The following is a 21341-nucleotide window of genomic DNA, read 5'->3' on the forward strand; positions in this document are numbered from 1 at the left end:
CCCAGCCGGCGAACGTGCCCTCGGCCGGGAAGAACCCGGGGTTGCCGTTGGTGATCGAGGCCTCGTCCTTGAAGGACATCGAGATGATCCACGCGACCGGCAGCAGGCACCAGACCAGGATCACCAGCACGCCGAGCGCGATACCGAACTTCTTCATGGCCGCCTCACCCCTCCTGCCGGGCCTGCGCCAGGTCGACGCGGAAGAGCTTGATGATGAGGAACGCGATCAGCAGCACCGAGAGGAACAACAGCACCGACAGGGCCGAGCCCATCCCGAGCTGGAACTGCTCGATCGTCTGCCGGTAGGTGAGGAAGCTGATCGACTGTGTGTCCTCGGCCCCGTTGGTCATCACGAAGATGTTGTCGAAGATCCGGTAGGCGTCGAGCGCGCGGAACAGGATCGCGACCATGATGGCCGCCCGCATGTTGGGGATGACCACCTTCCACATCCGTTGCCACCAGGTGGCGCCGTCGACCTTCGCCGCCTCGATCATGTCCTCGCTGACCTGCGCGAGGCCCGCGAGCAGCAGCAGCGACATGAACGGCGTGGTCTTCCAGATCTCCGAGATGCAGATCGCGATCACGGCCGGTGTGGTGTCGCCGAACCAGTTGAAGTCGTCGCTGATGAACGGCAGCCACCCGTTGACGAAGCCGTTCTGGTAGGAGAACGCGAACTGCCAGGTGAAGCCGGAGACGACGGTGATGATGCCGTAGGGGATGAGGATCGACGTGCGGACGATGCCGCGGCCGAAGATCACCCGGTGCATCACCAGCGCGAAGATGAACCCGATCACCAGCTCGATCGCCACCGTGACCAGCATGTAGAGGACGGTGATGCCGGTGGACTTCCAGAACAGCGGGTCGGTGAGCGCGGTGACGTAGTTGTCGATCCCGATGAAGCTGCGGTCGTCGGGAGCGGTCAGGGCGTAGTCGTAGACCGACAGCCAGATCGCCCGCAGCATCGGGAACGCCGTGACCAGCAGCATCAGGACGATGGCCGGCGCGACCAGCTTCTGGCCGAGCCGGTTCTCCGCCTTCGAGCGGTCGCTCGCGCCGTTGCGGGTTTTGGTCGCCGGCGCCGGGGCCGGCGGGATCGCGGTCGAGGTCATAGCAGCGCCTCCCCTCGGAGCACCTCTTGGACGTACTCCGCGGACTCCTTCGGGGTCGAGTCGGGATCGACGGAGTTGGGCGAGTGCCAGGTCTGCTGCACGGCGCTCGAGATCATCGCGTAGAACGCCGTCTTGGGCCGCGGCCCGCCCTCGTCGACGCTGGTGCGGAACAGCTCGACGAGGTCCTCGGGGTAGTCACCGCTCGCGGCGACCTCGTCGTACGCGTCGTTGGTCGAGGGCATCAGACCCGCCTCGAGCGCGAGGTCGACCTGCGCCTGGGTGGAGGTGATGCACTGGGCGGCCTCCATCGCGAACTCGGGGTTCTCGGTGTAGGCGCCGACGCCGATGTCGATGCCGCCGACCGGCGGCTTCGACGGCTCGCCCTCGACGGTCGCGGGGTAGCGCGCCCAGCCGAGGTCCTCGAAGGCCTGCTCGTCGGCCGGTCCGCCGGGCGCCCCGATCAGGCCCTCGTAGTTCTTGTAGACGAAGGTCCAGTTGACCATGAACTCCCCGGCGCCGCCCTCGGCGAACATCAGCCCGAGGCTGGTGCCCTCGTTGGAGACCGTCAGGTCAGGCTGCGCCGCCTCGGAGTCCGCGAGCTGCTGGATCACCTCGGCCGCCGCCCGTCCGGCGTCGGAGTCGATGTCGACGGAGGCGTCGCGGCCGGCCTCGGTGTCGGAGACGATCTCGCCGCCGGCTCCCTGCACCAGGGCGTTGATCCAGACCATGTAGCCCTCGTAGAGGTTGGCCTGGACGCCCACCGACCCGCCGTTCTGGGCCGCGGCGTCGATGACCTGCTGCCACGTGACCGGCTGCTCCATGTCGAGCCCGGCCTGCTCGGCGAGCGACTTGCGGTACCAGAGCACCTGCGTGTTGGCCCACAACGGAATCGCGTAGGGCTTGTCGTCCCACACCACCGTCTCCGCGGCACCGGCGAGGTAGTTGCCCGAGCCCTCGATGCTGCCGGTGATCTCGGAGGCGAGGTCGTCCTCGGTGTTGTCGTCGGTGATCTCCTCGAGCCAGCCCGCGTTGGCGAACTCCGCCACGAACACGGGGTCGAGGTTCATCAGGTCGGTCGAGGAGTCCTCGGCCGCGAGCCGGCGCGCCAGCTGGACGCGCTGGTCGGTCGCGCTCGAAGGCAGCAGCTCGACGGAGATCTCGTATTCGTCGGTGCTGCACTCCTCGGCGTACTTCTCGAAGATGGGGACGCCGTCAGGGTTGACGTACCAGTTGAGTACGGGCTTGCCGGAGTCGCCGCACGCGGACAGCAGGGTCGCGGTGAGGGTCGCGGTCGCGAACGCGGCCAGCGCCCTCCGTGCGGGTCGAGACCCGCTCACCCCCCGCCGCCCCGTCAACGGGGACGCCGGTCCTCCCGAGCGATTCGCCATTGAATCCTCCCGATCGTGTGACCAGAAGCCACATTCGCGGGAAGTTCAGATTTTGTCTACCCCATCCGGCGCGTGGCTCGCCGACAGGTACCCGCGGCGAGGCGGTTCCAGTCCCGCCGGTCGCAGAGCGCCCCCGCGGTGGGTCATCCGGCCCGGTCGGATGTGCGGTCGGTGGCCCGGTCGGCGGTGCGCCGGACGGCGTCGGCGATGGTGTCGAAGAGCGCGACCGGGAAGTCGTGGCCCATGCCGTCGAACAGCATCAGCTCCGCGCCCGGGATCGCCATCGCGGTGGCCCGGCCGCCCGACACGTGGACCATCCGGTCGGCCAGGCCGTGGATGACGGCGGCCGGGAGCCGCAGCGAGCGCAGGTCGCCCGTGCGGTCGGGCTGGGTGAGCACCGCGAGCATCTGCCGCGCCACGCCCGCCCGGCTGACGCCGCGGTCGTAGGTCTCGCCCGCGCGCTTCTCCAGCTCCTCCGGCGAGTGCGGGAAGCCGGGCGAGCCGATCATCTTCCACACCTTCGTGCTGCCCTTGACGTAGGCGTCGCGGCTCGGGCCGCGCGGGGTCACCAGCGTCGGCAGCAGCGCGGGGTGCTGCCAGCCGACGGTGCGGCGCCCGGTCGTCGACATGATGCTGGTCAGCGACCGCACCCGGTCGGGGCGGGTCACCGCCATCGTCTGCGCGATCATGCCGCCCATCGAGGCGCCGGCGACGTGCGCCGCGGGGGAGGCCCAGGTGGTCGAGCAGGAGGAAGGCGTCCTCGGTCAGGTCGGCCATCGTGTACGGCGCCCGGACCTCGAGGCCGACGAACGCCTTCGCGAGCGTCGGGAGCGTGACCCGTCCCTGGCACCGCGTCGAGCGGCCGGTGTCGCGGTTGTCGTAGCGGACGACGTAGAACCCCCGTCGCGCCAGCCTCTCGCAGAGGTCGTGGTCCCACCAGGTCATCGGACCGCCGAGCCCCATCACGAGCAGCAGCGGGTCGGCGTCGGGCTCGCCGTAGGTCTGGTAGCACAGCTCGATGCCGTTGGGGAGCGGGGCGACCAGCTCGTCGGACACGGTCACTGCGGGTGAGGTGGACATGAACACCAGTGTGCCGAACGGCCAACGGTTCACGTTTCAACCACGTAGGCTCGGGCACCGTGAGCAGTGTGCTGGCTCCCTTCCTGCTGCCCGACGGGTTCGGGCGCCCGCCGCTCGCGGCGGTGCTCCGGGAGACCAGCCTGCTCGCCGAGGCCGCCCGGCTCGCCCTGCACCGGGGCTCGGAGCTCCGGGGGCCGCCGCCGCACGCCGTACGCCGTCCGGGCGGCGGTCCGCGCGGCCGAGCCGGTGCTGCTCGTCCCCGGCTTCCTCGCCGGGGACTGGACGCTCGAGCTGATGGCGCGCTCGCTCCGCGACCGCGGCTTCCGCACCTACCGGTCCGACATCACCGCCAACATCGGCTGCACGCTCGACGCCGCGACCGCGCTGGAGGAGCGGCTCGAGCAGGTCGCCGAGCGGCGCGGCGCGCGGGTGCAGGTCGTGGGGCACAGCCTCGGCGGCATGATCGCCCGCGGCATCGCCGTCCGCCGGCCGGACCTGGTCTCCGGCATCGTGACGATGGGCAGCCCGATGCTCGCGCCGGCAGCGCACCACCGGCTGCTGACCGGCGGGGTCAGCCTGCTGACCCGGCTGGCGGGTGTCGGCGTGCCCGGCCTGATGTCGGTCGACTGCGTCTCCGGCTCGTGCGCCGAGACATCGTTCCTCGAGACCCGGCGCCCCGTGCCCGCCGGCGTGCGGATGACCAACGTCTACTCCCGGCGCGACGGCATCGTCGACTGGCGCGCCTGCATCGACCCCGACGGCTCGGCCGTCGAGGTCCGCGCCTCCCACCTCGGCATGGCCGTCGACCCGCGGGTGATCGACGTCGTCGGCCGGGCGCTGACCCAGCAGGTCGCGGGCGGCGCGCAGGCCGTCGGCGCGACGGCCTGAGGGCGGTCCCTCCCCGGCCGGGCCGCAGGTCAGTCGAAGTCGATCGAGCTGAAGCTCCGCAGCTTCTGCAGCTGGTGCTCGGAGGTGATGGTGCGGATCGTGCCGCTGCGCGAGCGCATGACGAGCGACTCGGTGGTGCAGCCGCCGGCGCGGTAGCGCACGCCGCGGAGCAGCTCGCCGTCGGTGATGCCGGTGGCGACGAAGAAGCAGTCGTCGCCGGTGACCAGGGTGTCGGTGGTGAGCACGTGGTCGGGGTCGAGGTCGTGGCCGGCGTCGATCGCGCGCTGCCGCTCGTCGTCGTCGGTGGGCCAGAGCCGGCCCTGGATGGTGCCGCCGAGCGCCTTCATCGCGCACGCGGCGATGATGCCCTCGGGGGTGCCGCCGATGCCGAGGAGCAGGTCGACGCCCGACCTCGAGCTGGCGGCGGAGATCGCGCCGGCGACGTCGCCGTCGGTGATGAACTTGATCCGCGCGCCGGTCTGGCGGATCTCCTCCGAGAGCGCGGCATGCCGCGGCCGGTCGAGCAGCACCACGGTGACGTCGGAGGGCTTGGCGCCCTTGGCCTTGGCGACCTGGTGGATGTTCTCGGCGACGGGGTAGCGGATGTCGACGACGTCGGCCGCCTCGGGCCCGGTGACCAGCTTCTCCATGTAGAACACGGCTGACGGGTCGTACATCGAGCCGCGCGGCGCCACCGCCAGCACCGAGATCGCGTTGCTCATGCCCTTGGCGGTCAGGGTGGTGCCGTCGATCGGGTCGACGGCGACGTCGCACTCGGGGCCGGTGCCGTCGCCGACCTCCTCGCCGTTGAAGAGCATCGGCGCGTCGTCCTTCTCGCCCTCGCCGATGACGACGACGCCGTTCATGCCGATCGTCGAGATCATCACCCGCATCGCGTTGACCGCGACGCCGTCGGCGCCGTTCTTGTCGCCGCGACCGACCCACCGGCCCGCCGCCATCGCGGCCGCCTCGGTCACCCGCACCAGCTCGAGCGCGAGGTTGCGGTCGGGGGCCTGGGGGTGCGGGGAGAGGGGGTCCGTCATGGTCGAACCCTATCCGGCCCGGTCGGCGCGGTCAGGAGGCGTCGTACGTCGTCACCGCCGTCTCCTTCACCGCCAGCCACACCTCGCGGCCGGGGCTGAGCACCAGCTCGCGCGTCGCCGCCGGCGTGACGTCGGCGATCAGGTCCTGCTCGCCGGCGACCTGGAGCCGGACGGCGTCGCCGTGTGGCGCTGCGGAGCGCACGACGCCGCGCCAGCGGTTGCGGCTGGAGTCGGCCGGCGGGTGCAGCGAGACAGTGACCGCGGACGGCGGGAACGCCCGGAGCCGGTCGCCCTCACGGACGACGTTGAGGCCCACCAGACGGGCGACGTGCTCGGTGCGGGGCCGGGCCGCGACCTCCTCCGGGGGCCGGCCTGCACCAGCCGCCCGTCGTCGAGCACCGCCACCACGGTCGCGAGCGTGAGCGCGTCGAGCGCGTCGTGGGTGACGAGCAGGGTGACGCCGTCGAACGCCGCCAGGTGCCGGGTCAGCTCGATCCGCAGGGCCGCCGCGACGCCGACGTCGAGGCCCGCGAACGGCTCGTCGAGCAGCAGCAGCCGCGGCTCGGCGGCGAGGGCCCGGGCGATCGCGACCCGCTGCGCCTGCCCGCCGCTGAGCCGCCGCGGCCGGCGGTCCGCGAGGTCCGCGACGCCGAGCCGCTCCAGCCACGACCGGGCCGTCCGGCGCGCCGCCGCGCGCGGGAGCCCCGCCGCGCGCGGGCCGAACGCGACGTTGTCGAGGGCGGTCAGGTGGGGGAACAGCCGCTGGTCCTGGAAGACCACGCCGACCCGTCGCCGCTGCGGCGGCAGCGGCAGCAGGTCCTCGCCGTCGAGCACCGCCGTGCCGTCGGCCTGCTCGAGGCCGGCGAGCGCGTGCACCAGCGTGCTCTTGCCGGCCCCCGTTGGGGCCGACCACGGCCACCACGTCGCCCGGTGCCGCCGTCAGCGCGAGGTCGAGCCGGTCGTCGACCCGGAGCCGGGCGGCCAGCCCTGCCGCGTCGGCCGGGCCGGTCACGCCGTCACCAGCCAGCGGTCGCGCAGCGCCACCAGCACGCCGACCGAGACCAGGAGCATCAGCAGGCTCAGCGCCAGGGCGGCGTCGCCGTCGGCCTGGCGCTCGACGTAGATCAGCGTCGGCATCGTCTGGGTGGTGCCGGGGTAGTTGCCATTGAACGTGATCGTGGCGCCGAACTCGCCGAGCGAGCGCGCCCAGGCCAGCACCATCGCGGCCGCGAGGCCGGGGAGGGCGAGCGGCAGCGTCACGCGGCGGAAGGTCGTCCACCGGCCGGCGCCCAGCGTCGCCGCCGCGCCGTCGTACCCGCTGCCGGTGGAGCGGAGCGCGCCCTCGAGGCTGATCACCAGGAACGGCATCGCGACGAAGACGTGCGCGAGCACGACGCCCCAGGTCGTGTAGGGGAACGCGAAGCCGGTGAGGTCGAGAATCGGCTCGCCGAGCAGGCCGCTGCGCCCGAACGCCGCGCGCAGGGCGATGCCGGCGACGACGGGCGGCAGCACCATCGGGACGATCACCAGCGCCCGCAGCAGGCGCCGCGCCCGCAGCCGCACCCGGGCGAGCACCCAGGCCAGCGGCAGGCCGAGGACCAGGGCGACGAGGGTCGCCGCGGTCGAGGTGGTGACCGAGAGCCACAGCGCCTGGCGGGCGGCCTCGGAGGTGAGCTGGTCGACCAGCGTGGCGGGCTCGGTCGCGGCGACGAGAGCGAGCAGCGGCACCACGAGCACCAGTACGCCGAGCGCGGCGGGCGCGAGCAGCACCAGCGGCGCCCGCCCCAGCGGGTCGCGGCTCACGGCAGCTCGAACCCGGCGTCGGCGAGCACCTCGCGGCCCTGCGGGCCGGTGAGCAGCGCGACGAAGTCGGCGGCCAGGTCGGGGCCGGTGCTCTGGTCGAGGGTCGCGACGAGGTAGTCGGTGGCCTGCCCGCCGCCGGCGACCTCGACCGTCTCGACGGTGTCGCCGGCCGCGACGGCGTCGGTGCGGTAGACCAGCCCGGCGTCGGCCTCCCCGGCGACCACCTTGTCGAGGGTCGCCCGGACGTCCTCCTCGAGGCTCGCCGGCGCAGCGGTGACCCCGGCGGCGGCGAGCAGCTCCACGGCCAGCCGGCCGCACGGCGCCTCGTCCGCGCACCGCACCCACGTCGTGCCGGCCAGGTCGTCGAGCCCCGCGACGCCGGCCGGGTTGCCCGGCGGGGTCACGACCACCAGCCGGTTGCGCGCGAGCAGCGCCGGGTCGCCGGCCGCCCCGGCGTCGACGGCGACCTGCATCGAGGTCTCGTCCGCGGTCGCGAGCACGTCGCCGGGGGGCGCCGTCGGCCGCCTGCTCGGCGAGGTCGGTGCTCGACCCGAGGGAGACGCGGACCTCGACGCCCTCGTGCCCGGCCTCGAACGTCGCCGCCAGGTCGTCCAGCACCTCGGTCAGCGACGCCGCCGCGAGCACCCGCAGCGTCGTGCCGTCCTCCCCGCCGCACGCGGCGAGCGGCAGCAGGGCCACCACGGCGGAACCGGCGACGACCCGGCGGCGGAGGCGCCGCGGGCCGGCGGCAGGGGAGGCGGTCACGGCCGCTCCACCACGACGCTGGTGGACTTGACCGACGCGATCGCGCGCACGCCGGGCTCCAGGCCGAGCTCGGTGGCCGCCTCGGCGCTCATCAGCGACACCAGCCGGTAGGGGCCGCACACCATCTCGATCTGCGCCATCACCGTGTCCTTCGTGACCCGGGTGACGATCCCCGACATCCGGTTGCGCGCGCTCACCCGGCCGGCGCGGGTGCGGTCGCGCTCGGCGTCGTCGACCAGCGACGCCGCCAGGGCGGCGAGGTCGGCGCCGTCGACGACGGTGCGGCCGCCGCTGCTGCGGGTCGCCACCCGGCCCGCCTCCACCCAGCGCCGCAGGGTGTCGTCGCTGACGCCGAGCAGGTCGGCCGCCTCCGCGATCCGGTACTCCGCCATGCGGCCATGGTTCCGCAGATGCGGCGGAAATGCCAGAGGACAGCCGCAGTTGCGGTACCGCGCCTCGCGAGGTGTGCGGCCCGTGGTGGCCGGATCCCGGGGTCGCCGCGACCGCGTCCCGGGGGCGCTGGGACGATGGTGCGGTCATGAGCACGACGCAGGTGGGCCGCCCGGGGAAGTACCAGCGCTCCTTCGGCGGGATGGTGGGCGCGCTGCTGCTGGTGGTGCTCGGCGTCGCCCTGCTGCTCTGGCTGCTCGGGCTGTTCCGCTCCGACCTGGAGGTCGAGCCGGACCAGGTCGACCACCTGCGGATCGCCGCCGAGGCCCAGGACTCCGGCCTCGACCCGGTCTACCCGGCGACGCTGCCCGAGGGGTGGACGGCCACCGCGTTCGACGTCGAGGCGGGCACCGACCCGGTGTTCGAGATCCGGCTGCTCACCGACGAGGAGCGGTTCGTCGGGATCCACGAGGAGGACGCCCCGGTGTCCGACCTGCTCGACCGCTACGTCGTCGAAGACGCCGACCCCATCGACCCCTACGGCTCGCCGGACTCGGTCGCCGGGCGGTGGAGCGGGTACGCCGACGGCGAGGGCGACACGGCGTACGCCGCCGAGGTCGGTGGCCGCACCGTGCTCGTGTGGGGCTCGGCCCCGGCCGCTGAGCTGCAGGACGTGATCGACCGGCTCACCGACGCGCCGGTCGAGCGGCAGGCTCCCTAGGCCCCGTCGTCCCCGCCGGCCCCGTCGTCCTCGTCGGTCGCGCCCCGTCCGTCCAGCACCGCGTCGAGCCGCTCGCGGGCGCCGTCGAGCCACTCCTGGCAGATCGTGGCCAGCCGCTCGCCGCGCTCCCACAGCGCGAGCGACTCCTCGAGCGTCGTGCCGCCCGCCTCGAGGCGGCGGACGACCTCGACCAGCTCGTCGCGGGCCTCCTCGTAGGACGGACGCTCGTCGGCGGGGTCACTCGTGCTCATCGGTCTCCTCGAGCAGCTCGCTGCGGGTGGTCGTGACATGGATCCGGCCGTCGGCGACGCGCACGGACATCGGGATGCCGCCCTCGACACCGGCGGCGCTCGCGACGACGTGGCCGTCGGCGTCCTGGAGCACGGCGTAGCCGCGCCGGAGCGTCTCCAGCGGCGACAGCGCGCGGGCCCGCGCCCGGTGGTGGGCGATGTCGTCGGCCGCTCGATCGAGCCGGTGGCCGAGGGTGCGACGCATCCGCTCGGCCAGGCCGGCGAGCTCCTCCCTCGCGGCGGTCGAGCAGCGTGCGCGGGTCGGCGAGCGCCGGCCGGGAGCGGAGGGCGTCGAGCTCGGCCCGGGCGTGGACGACCCGCGCGGTGACCACCTGCCGGAGCCGGGCGCGCGCCTGCTCGACCCGGCCCGTCTCGACGGCCACGTCGGGGACGACCAGCTTGGCAGCGTCGGTCGGCGTGGACGCGCGCCGGTCGGCGACGAGGTCGAGCAGCGGGGTGTCGGGCTCGTGCCCGATCGCCGAGACGACCGGCGTGCGGGCCCGCGCGACGGCCCGCAGCAGGCCCTCGTCGGAGAACGGCAGCAGGTCCTCGACCGACCCGCCGCCGCGGGCGATCACGATCACGTCGACGTCGGCACGGGCGCCGAGCCGCTCGACCGCGTCGATGACCTCGGCCGCCGACCGCGGGCCCTGCATGGCGGCGTACACGGTCTCGAACGCGACCCCCGGCCACCGCCGCGCGGCGTTGTCGACGACGTCGCGCTCGGCCGCCGAGCGCGGCGCGGTCACCAGCCCGACCCGCCGCGGGAGGAACGGCAGCGGCCGCTTGCGCTCGGCGGCGAACAGGCCCTCCGCGGCGAGCAGCTGGCGGCGCTGCTCGAGCCGGGCCAGCAGCTCGCCGAGCCCGACCATCCGGATGTCGCGGGCGTAGAGCGAGAGCGTGCCGCGGTTGGCGTAGTAGGACGGCTTGGCCTGGATCACGACGCTGCCACCCTCGACGAGCGGCGGCTGCAGCCCGTCGAAGAGCACCCGCGAGCACGTGACCGGGATCGAGATGTCGACGCCCGGCGCGGAGTCGCGCAGGGTCAGGAACACGGTGTTGATGCCGGGACGGCGGCTGACCTGCGCGACCTGGCCCTCGACCCACACCACGCCGAGCCGGTCGACCCAACCGGCGATCGCGTTGGCGATCGCCCGCACGGGCGCCGGCTTCTCCGGCGAGGTCTCGAGGGCCACGGACGACGAACCTAGGGGATCGGGCCGACGGATCGGCAGGGTGTCAGGCCAGGTGGGCGTGCACCAGCGGTACGACGGACGCGCCCTCGCCGGTCGCGGCGGCCACCCGCTTCATCGAGCCGGCCCGGATGTCGCCCACCGCGAAGACGCCCGGCACCGTGGTGGCGAGGTTGGCCGGCGGCACCCCGTCGACCCACGCCTCCGGCGGGACGTCGCGGCCGGTGAGGATGAACCCGTGGTCGTCGGTGGCGATCTGGGGCGGGAGCCACTCGCAGCGCGGCTCCGCGCCGAGCAGCAGGAAGAGCCCGTCGGCGTCGCAGCGCTCGGTGGCGCCGGTGCGGGTGTCGCGGAGCCCGATCCACTCGAGCCGCCCGCTGCCGCCCCCCGTCGACGACCGCGGCGTTCGGCCGCACCGAGATCCGGTGGTGGTAGGCGATCTCGTTGACCAGGTACTGCGACATGGTCGCCTCCAGGCCGTCACGGCGTACGACGATCGTCACCGACCGCGCGAACCGGGCGAGGTGGATGGCGGCCTGGCCGGCGGAATTGCCCCCCGCCGACCACGAACACGTCGCCGCCCTCGAGCTCACGCGCCGCCGACATCGCGCTGCCGTAGTGGACGCCGCGGCCGACCAGGTCCTCGACCGGGTCCACCCCGAGCTTGCGGTAGGTCACGCCGGTCGAGACGACGACCGCCCGGGCGTGGACGGTGCCGCCGTCGGTGCGGACCAGGTGGGGGCCGCCGTCCTGCGCAGGGGTGAGGCCCCGCACCTCCCAGCCGGTGAAGAACCGGGTGCCGAAGCGGATCGCCTGGTTGCGGGCCCGCTGCGCGAGGCGCATCCCCGAGACACCGCGGGGGAAGCCGAGGTAGTTGCGGATCATCGAGCTGGTGCCGGCCTGACCGCCGATCGCCTCGGCCTCGACCACCACCGTGCTCAGGCCCTCGGAGGCGCCGTAGACCGCGGCGGCGAGGCCGGCGGGGCCCGCCCCGACGATGCAGAGGTCGACCACGGTGTGGGCGCCCTCGGGGTCGATGGAGTCCGGCCGGCCGTAGAGCGCGGCCGCCAGGTCCGCCACGGAGTGCGGGGTGATCAGCTCGAGGCGGGTGCTCCGCACCAGCGGGATCGTCGGCTCCGCTCCCTGCTCGGTGCGGTAGCGCGCGACCAGCTCGGCACCGACCTCGGAGTCGGGGTCGTGGCGGCGGTGGGGGAACCCCATCCGGTCGAGGAAGTCGCGCAGCCGCCCGGCGAGCAGGTCGTCGGCCGGCGCCACGACGTCGACGCTGGTCACCTCGGGCGTGGCCACCGTCGAGCCCCAGTCCGACAGCAGCTCGCAGATCGCGGTGTGGAACTCCTCGTCGCGCGGGCCGCGCGGCATGAGCAGGAACGCGTCGTACTTGCCCTTGGCGAGCCCCGGGCGGAGGCTCTCGGCGTCGGCGAAGAAGTGGTCGATGTGCGCGACGACCACCCGCCGCGCGGTCGGCACGGCGACCCGCAGCCGGGCCACCGCCTCCATCGCGCTCGCGTCGGGCAGCCGCGACTCGGTGACGATCAGCGCCACCTGGCCGCCCGCCTCGGCGGACGCGGTGGCGACCTTCTCGGCCTCCTCGGCGCTGGTGGCGGTCAGGAGCTCGTAGTCACGGGTGTAGCGGCCGAACTCGTCGCAGAGGAAGTCGCACCGCGACTCCGAGACGAGGAGGATGGCAGGGCGGGGAGGGAGCAGGAGCCACGACGGCAGTATGACGCGGCCCGCCCAGCGCCGTCGCGGGTCAGCCGCGGCCGGCGTACGACACCGCGACGGCGGCGCCGAGGCGGGCGTTGCTGCGCACGAGCGCGATGTTGGCCTCCAACGACCGGCCGCCGGTGAGCTCGACGATCCGGCCGAGCAGGTACGGCGTGATGTCCTTGCCCCGGATGCCCTGCTCCTCGGCCTCGCCGAGCGCCTGCTCGATGACGCCGGTGATCTCCCCGGCGGGCACCTCGTCTTCGGCCGGGATCGGGTTGGCGACGACCACGCCGCCGCGCAGCCCGAGGTCGCGCTTGGCGCGCATGATCGCGGCGATCTCGTCGGCGGAGTCGACGCGCATCGGTGCCGGGTGCCCGGAGGTGCGCGAGTAGAACGACGGGAACTCGTCCGCGCCGTGCACGAGCACCGGCACGCCGTGGGTCTCGAGGCGCTCCAGCGTCAGCCCGATGTCGAGGATCGACTTCACGCCGGCGCTGACCACCGTCACGTCGCTGGTCGCGAGCTCGGTGAGGTCGGCCGACTCGTCGAACGTCGTGCCGGCGCCGCGGTGCACGCCGCCGAGACCGCCGGTCACGAACACCCGGATGCCGGCCATCGCCGCCAGCCGCATGGTGGAGGCGACCGTGGTGGCGCCGTGCGCGCCGCGGGCGACGACGTAGGGCAGGTCGCGGATGCTCACCTTCGTGACCCCGGGGTCGGAACCGAGCAGCTCGAGGGCGTCGTCGTCGAGCCCGATCCGCGGCACGCCGCCGAGCACCGCGATCGTCGCCGGCACCGCGCCGTGGTCGCGGACGATCCCCTCGACCTCGCGGGCCATCGCCACGTTGCGCGGGTAGGGCATGCCGTGGCTGATGATCGTGCTCTCGAGCGCGACCACCGGCGCACCCTCGCGGAGCGCGGCCGCGACGTCGTCGGCGATCTCCAGCAGCTCGTGGGCCGGTCCGTTCACAGCAGGCTCCTGACCAGGTCGTCGGTGAGGTCGGGGCGGACGGTGTGCTCGCTCGCGATGGTGAGCGCCGCCGCAGCATGACCGTACGCCGCCGCCTCGGCGGGAGCGGCACCGCCCAGCAGGGCGTGGGCGAAGGCCGCCAGCATCGCGTCCCCCGCCCCGGTGACGTCGACCACCTCGACCGGCACCGGCCGCAACCGCGTCGTCCCGTCGGGGCCGCTCAGCAGCGAGCCCTCCCGGCCCAGCCGCACCCACACCAGCGCGACGCCCGCCTCGTGCAGCCGCGCCACGGCCTGGTCGGTCGTGCCGGGCGCCACGTGTCCGGTCAGGGCGGCGAGCTCGTCCAGGTTCGGGGTGACCGCGTGCACGGCCGGGCCGAGCAGCGGCGCCAGCCGCGCCGCCTTGGCGACGCTCACCGGCTCGACCACCGCAGGCACCGCGGCGTCGCCCGCCAGCTCCAGCACCCGGGCGACCGTGTCGGGCAGCAGGTTGCCGTCGAGCACCACGAGCGACGCCCCGTCGAGCATCGTCGCCGGCAGGTCGTCGGGCCGGATCGCCTCGACGGCCGCCATGTCGGAGACCGCGACCGCGAGCTCGCCCGAGGAGTCGAGCACGGCGGTGTAGCTGCCCGTCGGGTGGGCCGGAGCGCGTCGTACGCCCGCGACGTCGACGCCCGCCGCCGCGGTGGTGGCGAGCACCTCGTCGCCGAGCGGGTCGTCCCCGACGGCCGACCAGAGCGCGACCGGCGTGCCGAGCCGGGCGAGGTTCTCGGCGACGTTGCGGCCGACGCCGCCGGGGGAGAGCACCGTGTGACCGGGGTTGCTGGTGCCGTCGACCAGCGGGTCGGTGCTGCGCGCCTTGAGGTCGACGTTGACCCCACCGACCACGACCACGCCGCTCATGGCCGCCATCATCCCTGAGAGACTGGACGGGTGCGGCTCCGGATCGACCTCGCCTACGACGGCACCGACTTCCACGGCTGGGCCGCGCAGCCGGGGCTGCGGACCGTGCAGGGCGAGCTCGTCGCCGCGCTGGCCACCGTGCTCCGGGTGCCGGCGACGCAGGTGCAGGTGGTGTGCGCCGGCCGCACCGACGCCGGCGTGCACGCCCGCGGGCAGGTCGCGCACGTCGACGTGGCCGACCCGCCCGACGACCTCGACCGGCTGGCGCGGAGGGTCAACGGCGTGCTGCCCCCCGACGTACGGGTGCGGCGGGTGACCGCGGCACCGGCGGGCTTCGACGCCCGGTTCGCCGCCCTCTGGCGGCGCTACGCCTACCGGGTGGCCGACGACCCCGCTGCCGTCGACCCGCTGCACCGGCGGCACGTGCTGGCCTGGCCGCGGCGTCTCGACCTCGACGCGATGAACGCCGCCGCCGCGCCGCTGGTCGGGCTCCACGACTTCGCTGCGTTCTGCAAGCAGCGGCCCGGCGCCACCACGATCCGCACGCTGCTCGACCTCTCTTGGTCGCGCGACCGCGACGGCGTCGCCGTCGGCACGGTGCGCGCCGACGCGTTCTGCCACTCGATGGTCCGCGCCCTCGTCGGGTGCCTGCTCGCCGTCGGGGGAGGGCCGGCGCGCGCCGGCGTGGGCGGCCGAGGTGCTCGCCGCCGGGAGGCGCGACCCGGCCGTCGCGGTGGTGCACGCCCACGGGCTGACGCTGGAGGAGGTCGCCTACCCCGCCGACGACGGGCTGGCCGCCCGGGTCGAGCAGACCAGCGCCCGGCGGACGGTGCCGGCCGCCTCGGCGAGCGGTCCCGCCGACGCTCCGCAGGAGGCGTGATGGCCGACGAGGAGCACTACTTCTCCGCCGACCCGACCGCGCCGTTCCAGCGCACCGAGGTGCGGTGCGAGGTCTGGGGCCAGGAGCTGGTCCTCACCAGTGGCTCCGGCGTCTTCGCCCACGGCCGGCTCGACATCGGCACGTCGGTGCTGTTCCGGGAGACCGACCCGCCCGAGCGGGGCAGCGTGCTCGACCTCGGCTGCGGCTATGGCGTCATCGGGCTCGCGGCGTGCGTCGCGTCGCCGGCCGTGCGGGTCACCGCCGTCGACGTCAACCGGCGCGCGGTCCTCCTCGCCGAGGAGAACGCCGCGGCGCTCGGCGTCGCCGACCGCTACCGGGCGACGACGCCCGACCGGGTGCCGGCGGGGGAGACGTTCGACGAGATCTGGTCCAACCCGCCGATCCGGATCGGCAAGGCCGCCCTGCACGACCTGCTGCTCACCTGGCTGCCGCGGCTCGAGCCGGGCGGCCGGGCGGTGCTGGTCGTGGGCAGGAACCTCGGCGCCGACTCGCTGCAGCGGTGGCTCGGCGAGCAGGGCTGGCCGACGAGGCGCCACGCGAGCGCCAAGGGGTTCCGCGTGCTGGAGACCACGCGGGCCGGCTGACGGCTACGGTGGCCGGGTGAGCACCGAGCTCCTCGTGCGCGGCACGGCCTCGGCCGCCGAGCCGCCCGGCCGCGGCACCGTCCGCGCCGCGGTCGCCGCCGACGGCCCTGCGATGCAGCCGGTCCACGACCGGGTCGTCCGCCAGCTCGCCGTCGTGACGGCGTCGGTCCAGGAGCTCGGGGCGGTCGTGACCCGCTGGTCGACCGGCCACGTCCGCACCTGGGCCGACCGGCCGTGGCAGCCCGACGGCAGCCGGCCGCCGCCCGTGCACCACGCCCGGATCGAGGTGGCGGTCGAGCTGGCCGACCCGGCCGCCCTCGCCCGCTGGGTCGACCGCCACGGGGCGACCGCCGGATTCGAGGTGCTCGGCGTCGAGTGGGCGCTGACCGAGGAGCGCGAGCAGGAGCTCGGGCGCGAGGTCCGGGCGCGCGCGGTGCGCGACGCGGTCGCCCGGGCGCAGGAGTACGCCGACGCGCTCGGCCTCGGCACGGTCCGCCCGGTCGCCGTCGCCGACGCGGGCCTGCTCGCCCCGCCGGGTGCCGCGCCGCTGGCCGAGGCGGTGGCGCTGCGCGCCGGCGCCGCGGACGGCGGCGGGCTGGAGCTGGCCCCGGCCGACATCGAGGTGACGGCCGCGGTCGACGCCCGCTTCGCCGCGGACTGAGACGCCTGGGGGTGGTGTCCGGCAGGCTGGGGCCGTGGACCTCACCGTCGACCTGACCGGTCGCCGCGACCGCGCCGCGACGCTCTACGAGGCGCTGCGCGACGCGGTGCGCCACGGCCGGCTCTCGGCCGGGGACCGGCTGCCCTCGAGCCGCGAGCTGGCCCGTGACGTGGGCGTCGCGCGCGGCACCGTGGCGACCGTCTACGAACGGCTCGTCGCCGAGGGCTTCCTGGAGTCCCGGGTCGGCGCCGGCACCTTCGTCAGCGCGGTCGCCGTCGAGCCGCGCCGGCGGTCGGTCGACGCGCTGCGACCCCGGTCCGGCTGGACCTGGGAGGCCGCGCCGACGAGCGGCGACCGCGCGGTGCCGCCGTACGACTTCCGGGTCGGCATCCCCGACGCCTCGCTGTTCCCCTTCGACACCTGGCGGCGGCTGCTCGCCGCCGAGAGCCGGCTGCGCGACCACAACCCCGGCGGCTACGTCGGTCCCGCCGGCCTGCCGCGGCTGCGGGAGGGCATCGCGAGAGCCACCTCGGCTACGCGCGGGGGATGCACGTCGACGCCGACGACGTGGTCGTCACCCAGGGCACCCAGCAGGCCCTCGACCTGGTCGCCCGGGTGCTCCTGTCGCCCGGCGACGTCGTCGCCGTCGAGGACCCGGGCTACCGGGTGGCCGCCGACCTGTTCGCCTCCCACGGCGCCCGCGTGGTGCCGGTGCCGGTCGACGGCGAGGGCATCGTCGTCGACCGCATCCCGGCCGGCGCCCGGCTGGTCTACACGACGCCGTCGCACCAGTTCCCGCTCGGCGTCACGCTCTCGCTCGGCCGCCGGCGACAGCTGCTCGCCCACGCCGCCCGCCACGGCGCCGCGGTGGTCGAGGACGACTACGACTCCGAGTTCCGGCACGAGCCGCGGCCGCTCGACACGCTCCACTGCCTCGACCCGACCGGCCACGTCATCTACGTCGGCACGTTCTCCAAGTCGCTGCTCCCGTCGCTGCGCCTCGGCTACCTCCTCTGCCCGCCGTCGTTGCGCCCGGCGGTGCTCGCGGCGCGGCAGCTCACCGACGGCTACGGCCCGCCGCACCTGCAGGCCGCGCTCGCCCGGTTCATCGACGAGGGACTCCTCGCGCGGCACGTGCGTCGGGCGACGAGGGTCTACACCGAGCGGCGGGCGCTGGTGCTCGAGGAGCTCGCGCGGCTGCCGGTGGCGGTGGTGCCGTCGGCCGCCGGCCTCCACGTCGCCGCCCACCTGACCGACGACGCGGTGGCCGCGGCCGCCGTGGTCGCCGCGGCGGCGCGCGAGGGGGTGGAGCTCGAGGCGCTGCAGCCGCTCGGGCCGGGGATCCGAGAAGGACTCGTGCTCGGGTTCGGCGCCACCGTCACCGGGTCGGTGCGACCAGGCATCCGTCGGCTGGGGCGGCTGCTGGCCGGGGCCGGCGGGTCACCGACCACGCCAGGCCCGCGGCGGCGATCGCCAGCGAGCCGATGACGGCCCACCCGGTCATCACCAGCAGCCCCAGGGCCGCGGTCAGCGACACCACCGCGCTGCGGCGCGCCCACCCGGGCGGGGAGCAGCCGCACCGCCGCGGCGGTGCCCACCACGTAGACCAGCGTGAACGTGCCGGTGGTGAACAGCATGGTGGCGTCGGTCGGCAGCCCGCCGGCCCACAGCACCGCCGTGGTCAGCAGCGCCAGCCCGGAGACCACCCCGAGCGAACGCCGCGGCGTGTCGCCCGCCGTCGCCCCCTGGGCCAGCCACCCGGGCAGCGACCCGTCGCGGGCGAGCGCCGCGCCGAGCCGCGCGGCGCCCGCGAAGTAGGCGTTCATCGCACCCAGCGACAGCAGCACGGCGACCGCCGCCGTGACCGGCCGCGCCACCTCGCCGAACCCCAGCACCAGCAGGTCGGCCAGGGGCGCCGCACCCGGCTCCGGGCCGAGGGCGAGGAGCGTCGCGACCGCGATGCCGAGGTAGAGCACCCCCCATGACCGCGACCGCGACGGCGGTGGCGCGCGCGATGCCGCGGGCCGGGTCGGCGTACTCACCGGACAGCGAGCTGACGACCTCCCAGCCGGCGAACGCCCACACCAGCAACGCGGCCGCCGTCGCGACCCCGCCCCAGCCGTGCGGGGCGAACGGGGTCAGCCGGGCGAGCTCGGCGTGCGGCAGCGACACGGCGACCGCGACCAGCAGCAGGACGCCGATCGCCGCCGCGACGACGAGCTGGGTGTGGCCGGAGACCTGGATGCCGAGGTAGTTGGTGACCGTCACCGCGACGACCAGGGCCGCCGTGGTCGCGAACGCGGCCGGCCGGCCGCCCCCCGGTGGCGTCGGCGACGTAGGCGCCGGCGAAGCCGGACGCGACCGGCGCGCCGACGGGGATCGTGAGGTAGAAGCTCCAGCCGACCATCGTCGACGCCCGGTCGCCGAACGCGAGCCGGGCGTAGGTCGAGACGCCCCCCGCCGTCCGGGTGGCGCGCGCCGAGCGCCGCGAACGTCGCCGCCAGCGGCACCGACAGGACGACGAGGCCCAGCCAGGCGACGAGCGACGCCGGTCCTGCGGCCTCGGCGGCCAGGCCGGGCAGCGAGATCACGCCGGTGCCGAGCACCGCCCCCAGGGTGAGCGCCGCGCCCTGGGGCACGGAGAGGCCGCGGCGGGGAGCGGTGGCGGGGACGGGCGGTGCGGTGGTGGTCACCCGACGATCCTCGCGGTGAGACCGGCCCGGCCGCTGCGCCATTCCGAGGTTGGTTGGGTGGGCCAATCCGGTCTTGCGGGAGGTCGTCAGGGTGAGAGTGACCTATGGCTCACTCTCACCCTGACGACCTCGCTGCGACCGGAAAACCCGGTGCGGATCCCCGGGGGCTGACGGACAATCGACGCTTGTGGGTCACGTAGAGGTCACCGGCGTCCGGTTCGAGCTGCCCGACGGTCGGGTGCTGCTCGACGACGTGTCGTTCCGTGTGGGGGACGGCGCCAAGGTGGCCCTCGTCGGGGCCAACGGGGCGGGCAAGACCACCCTGCTCCGGATCATCACCGGCGAGCTCACGCCCCACGCCGGCTCCGTCGTCCGCTCCGGCGGGCTCGGCGTGATGCGGCAGATGGTCGACCGCGGCCTCGGGGACGACCCCACGGTGGCCGACCTGCTCCTCGCTCTCGCTCCCGCGCGGATCCGCGACGCGGCGCGCCGGGTGGAGCGCACCGAGCTGGCGCTGATGGACGACGACTCCGAGGCGCGGCAGCTGGCGTACGCCGAGGCGCTCGGCGAGTACGCCGATGCCGGCGGCTACGACCTCGAGGTCACCTGGGACGTGTGCACGGTGAAGGCGCTCGGCGTGCCCTACGACCGCGCGAAGTACCGCGAGCTGCGCACCCTCTCCGGCGGTGAGCAGAAGCGGATCGTGCTGGAGTACCTGCTCGCCGGCCCCGACGAGGTGCTGCTGCTCGACGAGCCCGACAACTTCCTCGACGTCCCCGGCAAGATCTGGCTCGAGCAGCGGATCGCGTCGTCGGAGAAGACGATCCTCTTCATCAGCCACGACCGCGAGCTGCTCGCCAACACCGCCACCCGGGTGGTGACCGTCGAGCTCGGCGCGGCCGGCAACCAGGTGTGGACGCACCCGGGCGGCTTCGCGTCGTACCACGACGCCCGCCGCGACCGGTTCGCCCGCCTCGAGGAGCTGCGCCGCCGCTGGGACGAGGAGCACGCCAAGCTCAAGGCGCTCGTGCAGCGCTACAAGGTCAAGGCGGCCTACAACGACGGGCTCGCGTCGCAGTACAAGGCCGCGCAGACCCGGCTCCGGAAGTTCGAGGAGGCCGGCCCGCCGACCGAGCAGCCGCGCGACCAGCAGGTGCGGATGCGGCTCACCGGCGGCCGCACCGGCAAGCGCGCCGTCGTCTGCGAGGACCTCGAGCTGACCGGCCTGATGCGACCGTTCGACCTCGAGGTCTGGTACGGCGAGCGGGCCGCGGTGCTCGGCTCCAACGGCTCCGGCAAGTCGCACTTCCTCCGGCTGCTGGCCGGCGGCGGGAGCGACCCCGACGTCGAGCACCGGCCGGTCGGCGACGTCGTCGTCTCCCCGGTCCGCCACACCGGGCTGGCCCGGCTCGGCGCCCGGGTGCGGCCCGGGTGGTTCGTGCAGACCCACGAGCACCCCGAGCTGGTCGGGCGCACGCTGCTGGAGATCCTCCACCGCGGCGACGGCACGCCCACCGGCCGGCAGGGCATGGGGCGCGAGCAGGCTAGCCGGGTGCTCGACCGCTACGAGCTGAGCGTGGCAGCCGAGCAGCGGTTCGAGTCGCTCAGCGGCGGCCAGCAGGCCCGGTTCCAGATCCTGCTGCTCGAGCTGTCCGGCGCGACCCTGCTGCTGCTCGACGAGCCGACCGACAACCTCGACGTCGCCTCCGCCGAGGCGCTCGAGGAGGGTCTCGCGGCGTTCGAGGGCACCGTCCTCGCCGTGACCCACGACCGGTGGTTCGCGCGCGGCTTCGATCGCTTCGTCGTCTTCGGCGCCGACGGCGACGTCTACGAGTCCGACGCCCCGGTGTGGGATGAGGGAAGGGTGGCACGAGTCCGATGAACCCCACCACGAGCACCGGCACCGCGGCGCAGCTCGCGATCGACGAGGTCGACCCGTACGACGACGACGCCGTCGCCGCGTGGCTGCACGTCGTCAACACCGTCGACGTCGCCGAGCGGGGTGCGGCCTCCACCACCTGGACGCTCCCCGAGACCCTGGTCGCGGCGCGCGAGCACCGCAAGGACCGCCGCACCATCCGGGTGACCGGCGCGGTCGACGGCGAGGTGGTGGTCGCGGCCCACATCGTGCTCCCGCAGCTCGACAACCTCACCTCGGCGGACATCGAGGTCAGCGTGCTGCCCGAGCACCGCCGGCACGGGCTGGGCACGCAGATGCTGCGGCACTGCGAG

General features: G+C 74.7%; 21 protein-coding genes and 5 pseudogenes. 7 read left to right on the forward strand and 19 right to left on the reverse strand.

Translation table 11 applies throughout. The features are described 5' to 3' along the window. Nucleotides 1-164: 164 nt before the first annotated feature. From MF408_RS14855 to MF408_RS14865, 3 genes are all read right to left on the reverse strand, one after another. Complete coding sequence (locus MF408_RS14855) at nucleotides 165-1109, reverse strand: sugar ABC transporter permease (protein WP_240248349.1); 945 nt, start codon at nucleotides 1107-1109, stop codon at nucleotides 165-167. Further along, nucleotides 1106-2464, reverse strand: a complete 1359-nt coding sequence (locus MF408_RS14860; RefSeq protein WP_240248350.1) for an extracellular solute-binding protein — start codon at nucleotides 2462-2464, stop codon at nucleotides 1106-1108. Before MF408_RS14860 ends, MF408_RS14855 begins: the two co-directional genes overlap by 4 nt. 176 nt (nucleotides 2465-2640) lie before the next feature. After that, entirely contained in the window at nucleotides 2641-3186 is a 546-nt protein-coding gene (locus MF408_RS14865; protein ID WP_240248351.1) for an alpha/beta hydrolase, read from the reverse strand. 637 nt (nucleotides 3187-3823) lie between these two features. Between MF408_RS14865 and MF408_RS14870 the strand changes: the two genes are divergently transcribed. Next, complete coding sequence (locus tag MF408_RS14870) at nucleotides 3824-4465, forward strand: alpha/beta fold hydrolase (RefSeq protein ID WP_240248352.1); 642 nt, start codon at nucleotides 3824-3826, stop codon at nucleotides 4463-4465. Nucleotides 4466-4494: 29 nt separating this feature from the next. Here MF408_RS14870 and glpX read toward each other — a convergent pair whose 3' ends face one another. The 6 genes and pseudogenes from glpX to MF408_RS14900 all read right to left on the reverse strand — a co-directional run bounded on the left by glpX (nucleotide 4495) and on the right by MF408_RS14900 (nucleotide 8468). After that, the gene (gene glpX / locus MF408_RS14875; protein WP_240248353.1) at nucleotides 4495-5508 is read right to left on the reverse strand and encodes a class II fructose-bisphosphatase; all 1014 of its coding nucleotides are present in this window, start codon (nucleotides 5506-5508) and stop codon (nucleotides 4495-4497) included. A 31-nt stretch (nucleotides 5509-5539) separates the two neighbouring features. Then, complete coding sequence (locus MF408_RS14880) at nucleotides 5540-5710, reverse strand: TOBE domain-containing protein (protein ID WP_240248354.1); 171 nt, start codon at nucleotides 5708-5710, stop codon at nucleotides 5540-5542. Further along, the gene (locus MF408_RS14885) at nucleotides 5647-6384 is read right to left on the reverse strand and encodes an ATP-binding cassette domain-containing protein (protein WP_240248355.1); all 738 of its coding nucleotides are present in this window, start codon (nucleotides 6382-6384) and stop codon (nucleotides 5647-5649) included. The genes MF408_RS14880 and MF408_RS14885 overlap by 64 nt, the downstream gene beginning before the upstream one ends. Before the next feature lie 132 nt (nucleotides 6385-6516). Next, on the reverse strand, nucleotides 6517-7311 hold the full coding sequence (locus MF408_RS14890) for an ABC transporter permease (protein ID WP_240248356.1): 795 nt from the start codon (nucleotides 7309-7311) through the stop codon (nucleotides 6517-6519). Further along, nucleotides 7308-7886: pseudogene (locus MF408_RS14895) on the reverse strand (substrate-binding domain-containing protein); the annotation flags it as partial. The gene MF408_RS14890 and the pseudogene MF408_RS14895, both read right to left, overlap by 4 nt. Before the next feature lie 186 nt (nucleotides 7887-8072). After that, nucleotides 8073-8468: a helix-turn-helix domain-containing protein gene (locus MF408_RS14900; protein WP_240248357.1), complete on the reverse strand. Its 396-nt coding sequence runs from the start codon at nucleotides 8466-8468 to the stop codon at nucleotides 8073-8075. Nucleotides 8469-8614: 146 nt separating this feature from the next. Between MF408_RS14900 and MF408_RS14905 the strand changes: the two genes are divergently transcribed. After that, nucleotides 8615-9187 (forward strand): DUF4245 family protein, encoded by a 573-nt coding sequence (locus tag MF408_RS14905; protein ID WP_240248358.1) that lies wholly within the window; start codon nucleotides 8615-8617, stop codon nucleotides 9185-9187. On the opposite strand, the gene MF408_RS14910 is transcribed toward MF408_RS14905, so the two are convergent. The 6 genes and pseudogenes from MF408_RS14910 to MF408_RS14935 form a co-directional block, all read right to left on the reverse strand. Then, a complete protein-coding gene (locus tag MF408_RS14910; RefSeq protein WP_240248359.1) occupies nucleotides 9184-9438 on the reverse strand; it encodes an exodeoxyribonuclease VII small subunit in 255 nt (84 codons plus the stop codon). The two genes, MF408_RS14905 and MF408_RS14910, sit on opposite strands and share 4 nt — an antisense overlap. Continuing rightward, nucleotides 9425-10673 (reverse strand): annotated as a pseudogene (xseA, locus tag MF408_RS14915) (exodeoxyribonuclease VII large subunit). The gene MF408_RS14910 and the pseudogene xseA overlap by 14 nt, the downstream one beginning before the upstream one ends. A 43-nt stretch (nucleotides 10674-10716) precedes the next feature. After that, the gene (locus tag MF408_RS14920; RefSeq protein ID WP_240248360.1) at nucleotides 10717-11154 is read right to left on the reverse strand and encodes a hypothetical protein; all 438 of its coding nucleotides are present in this window, start codon (nucleotides 11152-11154) and stop codon (nucleotides 10717-10719) included. Continuing rightward, the gene (locus tag MF408_RS14925) at nucleotides 11151-12233 is read right to left on the reverse strand and encodes an FAD-dependent oxidoreductase (protein ID WP_240248361.1); all 1083 of its coding nucleotides are present in this window, start codon (nucleotides 12231-12233) and stop codon (nucleotides 11151-11153) included. Before MF408_RS14925 ends, MF408_RS14920 begins: the two co-directional genes overlap by 4 nt. A gap of 208 nt (nucleotides 12234-12441) precedes the next feature. Continuing rightward, a complete protein-coding gene (locus MF408_RS14930) occupies nucleotides 12442-13368 on the reverse strand; it encodes a pseudouridine-5'-phosphate glycosidase (protein ID WP_240248362.1) in 927 nt (308 codons plus the stop codon). Next, on the reverse strand, nucleotides 13365-14270 hold the full coding sequence (locus MF408_RS14935) for a carbohydrate kinase family protein (RefSeq protein WP_240248363.1): 906 nt from the start codon (nucleotides 14268-14270) through the stop codon (nucleotides 13365-13367). Before MF408_RS14935 ends, MF408_RS14930 begins: the two co-directional genes overlap by 4 nt. A 30-nt stretch (nucleotides 14271-14300) precedes the next feature. Here MF408_RS14935 and truA point away from each other — a divergent pair, with 30 nt between their 5' ends. The 4 genes and pseudogenes from truA (at nucleotide 14301) to MF408_RS14960 (ending at nucleotide 17904) form a co-directional block, all read left to right on the forward strand. Continuing rightward, nucleotides 14301-15755, forward strand: coding sequence for a tRNA pseudouridine(38-40) synthase TruA (gene truA / locus MF408_RS26940; RefSeq protein ID WP_345893739.1), 1455 nt, complete (start codon nucleotides 14301-14303; stop codon nucleotides 15753-15755). A 16-nt stretch (nucleotides 15756-15771) separates the two neighbouring features. Next, the gene (locus MF408_RS14950) at nucleotides 15772-16416 is read left to right on the forward strand and encodes an SIMPL domain-containing protein (protein ID WP_240248365.1); all 645 of its coding nucleotides are present in this window, start codon (nucleotides 15772-15774) and stop codon (nucleotides 16414-16416) included. 106 nt (nucleotides 16417-16522) lie between these two features. Then, a pseudogene (locus MF408_RS14955) lies at nucleotides 16523-16618 on the forward strand (GntR family transcriptional regulator); the annotation flags it as partial. Nucleotides 16619-16962: 344 nt separating this feature from the next. Further along, complete coding sequence (locus MF408_RS14960) at nucleotides 16963-17904, forward strand: PLP-dependent aminotransferase family protein (protein WP_240248366.1); 942 nt, start codon at nucleotides 16963-16965, stop codon at nucleotides 17902-17904. Between the two features lie 143 nt (nucleotides 17905-18047). On the opposite strand, the pseudogene MF408_RS14965 reads toward MF408_RS14960, so the two are convergent. From MF408_RS14965 to MF408_RS14975, 3 genes and pseudogenes are all read right to left on the reverse strand, one after another. Continuing rightward, nucleotides 18048-18458: pseudogene (locus MF408_RS14965) on the reverse strand (amino acid permease); the annotation flags it as partial. After that, nucleotides 18454-18684: pseudogene (locus MF408_RS14970) on the reverse strand (amino acid permease); the annotation flags it as partial. The pseudogenes MF408_RS14965 and MF408_RS14970, both read right to left, overlap by 5 nt. Next, complete coding sequence (locus MF408_RS14975) at nucleotides 18681-19109, reverse strand: hypothetical protein (protein WP_240248367.1); 429 nt, start codon at nucleotides 19107-19109, stop codon at nucleotides 18681-18683. The pseudogene MF408_RS14970 and the gene MF408_RS14975, both read right to left, overlap by 4 nt. 187 nt (nucleotides 19110-19296) lie before the next feature. Between MF408_RS14975 and MF408_RS14980 the strand changes: the two genes are divergently transcribed. Next, a complete protein-coding gene (locus MF408_RS14980; RefSeq protein WP_240248368.1) occupies nucleotides 19297-20991 on the forward strand; it encodes an ATP-binding cassette domain-containing protein in 1695 nt (564 codons plus the stop codon). On the opposite strand, the gene MF408_RS14985 is transcribed toward MF408_RS14980, so the two are convergent. Continuing rightward, the gene (locus MF408_RS14985; protein ID WP_240248369.1) at nucleotides 20937-21335 is read right to left on the reverse strand and encodes a hypothetical protein; all 399 of its coding nucleotides are present in this window, start codon (nucleotides 21333-21335) and stop codon (nucleotides 20937-20939) included. The two genes, MF408_RS14980 and MF408_RS14985, sit on opposite strands and share 55 nt — an antisense overlap. Nucleotides 21336-21341: the final 6 nt, after the last annotated feature.

This window comes from Nocardioides sp. TF02-7 (genome assembly GCF_022437945.1).
Classification (GTDB): Bacteria; Actinomycetota; Actinomycetes; order Propionibacteriales; family Nocardioidaceae; genus Nocardioides.

What these genes read in the sequence shown, in the direction of transcription:
- MF408_RS14855 (WP_240248349.1), bottom strand. Translation starts at nt 1,109, where the DNA reads ATGACCTCGACCGCGATCCCGCCGGCCCCGGCGCCGGCGACCAAAACC.
- MF408_RS14865 (WP_240248351.1), bottom strand. Translation starts at nt 3,186, where the DNA reads ATGATCGCGCAGACGATGGCGGTGACCCGCCCCGACCGGGTGCGGTCG.
- glpX (WP_240248353.1), bottom strand. Translation starts at nt 5,508, where the DNA reads ATGACGGACCCCCTCTCCCCGCACCCCCAGGCCCCCGACCGCAACCTC.
- MF408_RS14900 (WP_240248357.1), bottom strand. Translation starts at nt 8,468, where the DNA reads ATGGCGGAGTACCGGATCGCGGAGGCGGCCGACCTGCTCGGCGTCAGC.
- MF408_RS14905 (WP_240248358.1), top strand. Translation starts at nt 8,615, where the DNA reads ATGAGCACGACGCAGGTGGGCCGCCCGGGGAAGTACCAGCGCTCCTTC.
- MF408_RS14910 (WP_240248359.1), bottom strand. Translation starts at nt 9,438, where the DNA reads ATGAGCACGAGTGACCCCGCCGACGAGCGTCCGTCCTACGAGGAGGCC.
- MF408_RS14935 (WP_240248363.1), bottom strand. Translation starts at nt 14,270, where the DNA reads ATGAGCGGCGTGGTCGTGGTCGGTGGGGTCAACGTCGACCTCAAGGCG.
- MF408_RS14960 (WP_240248366.1), top strand. Translation starts at nt 16,963, where the DNA reads ATGCACGTCGACGCCGACGACGTGGTCGTCACCCAGGGCACCCAGCAG.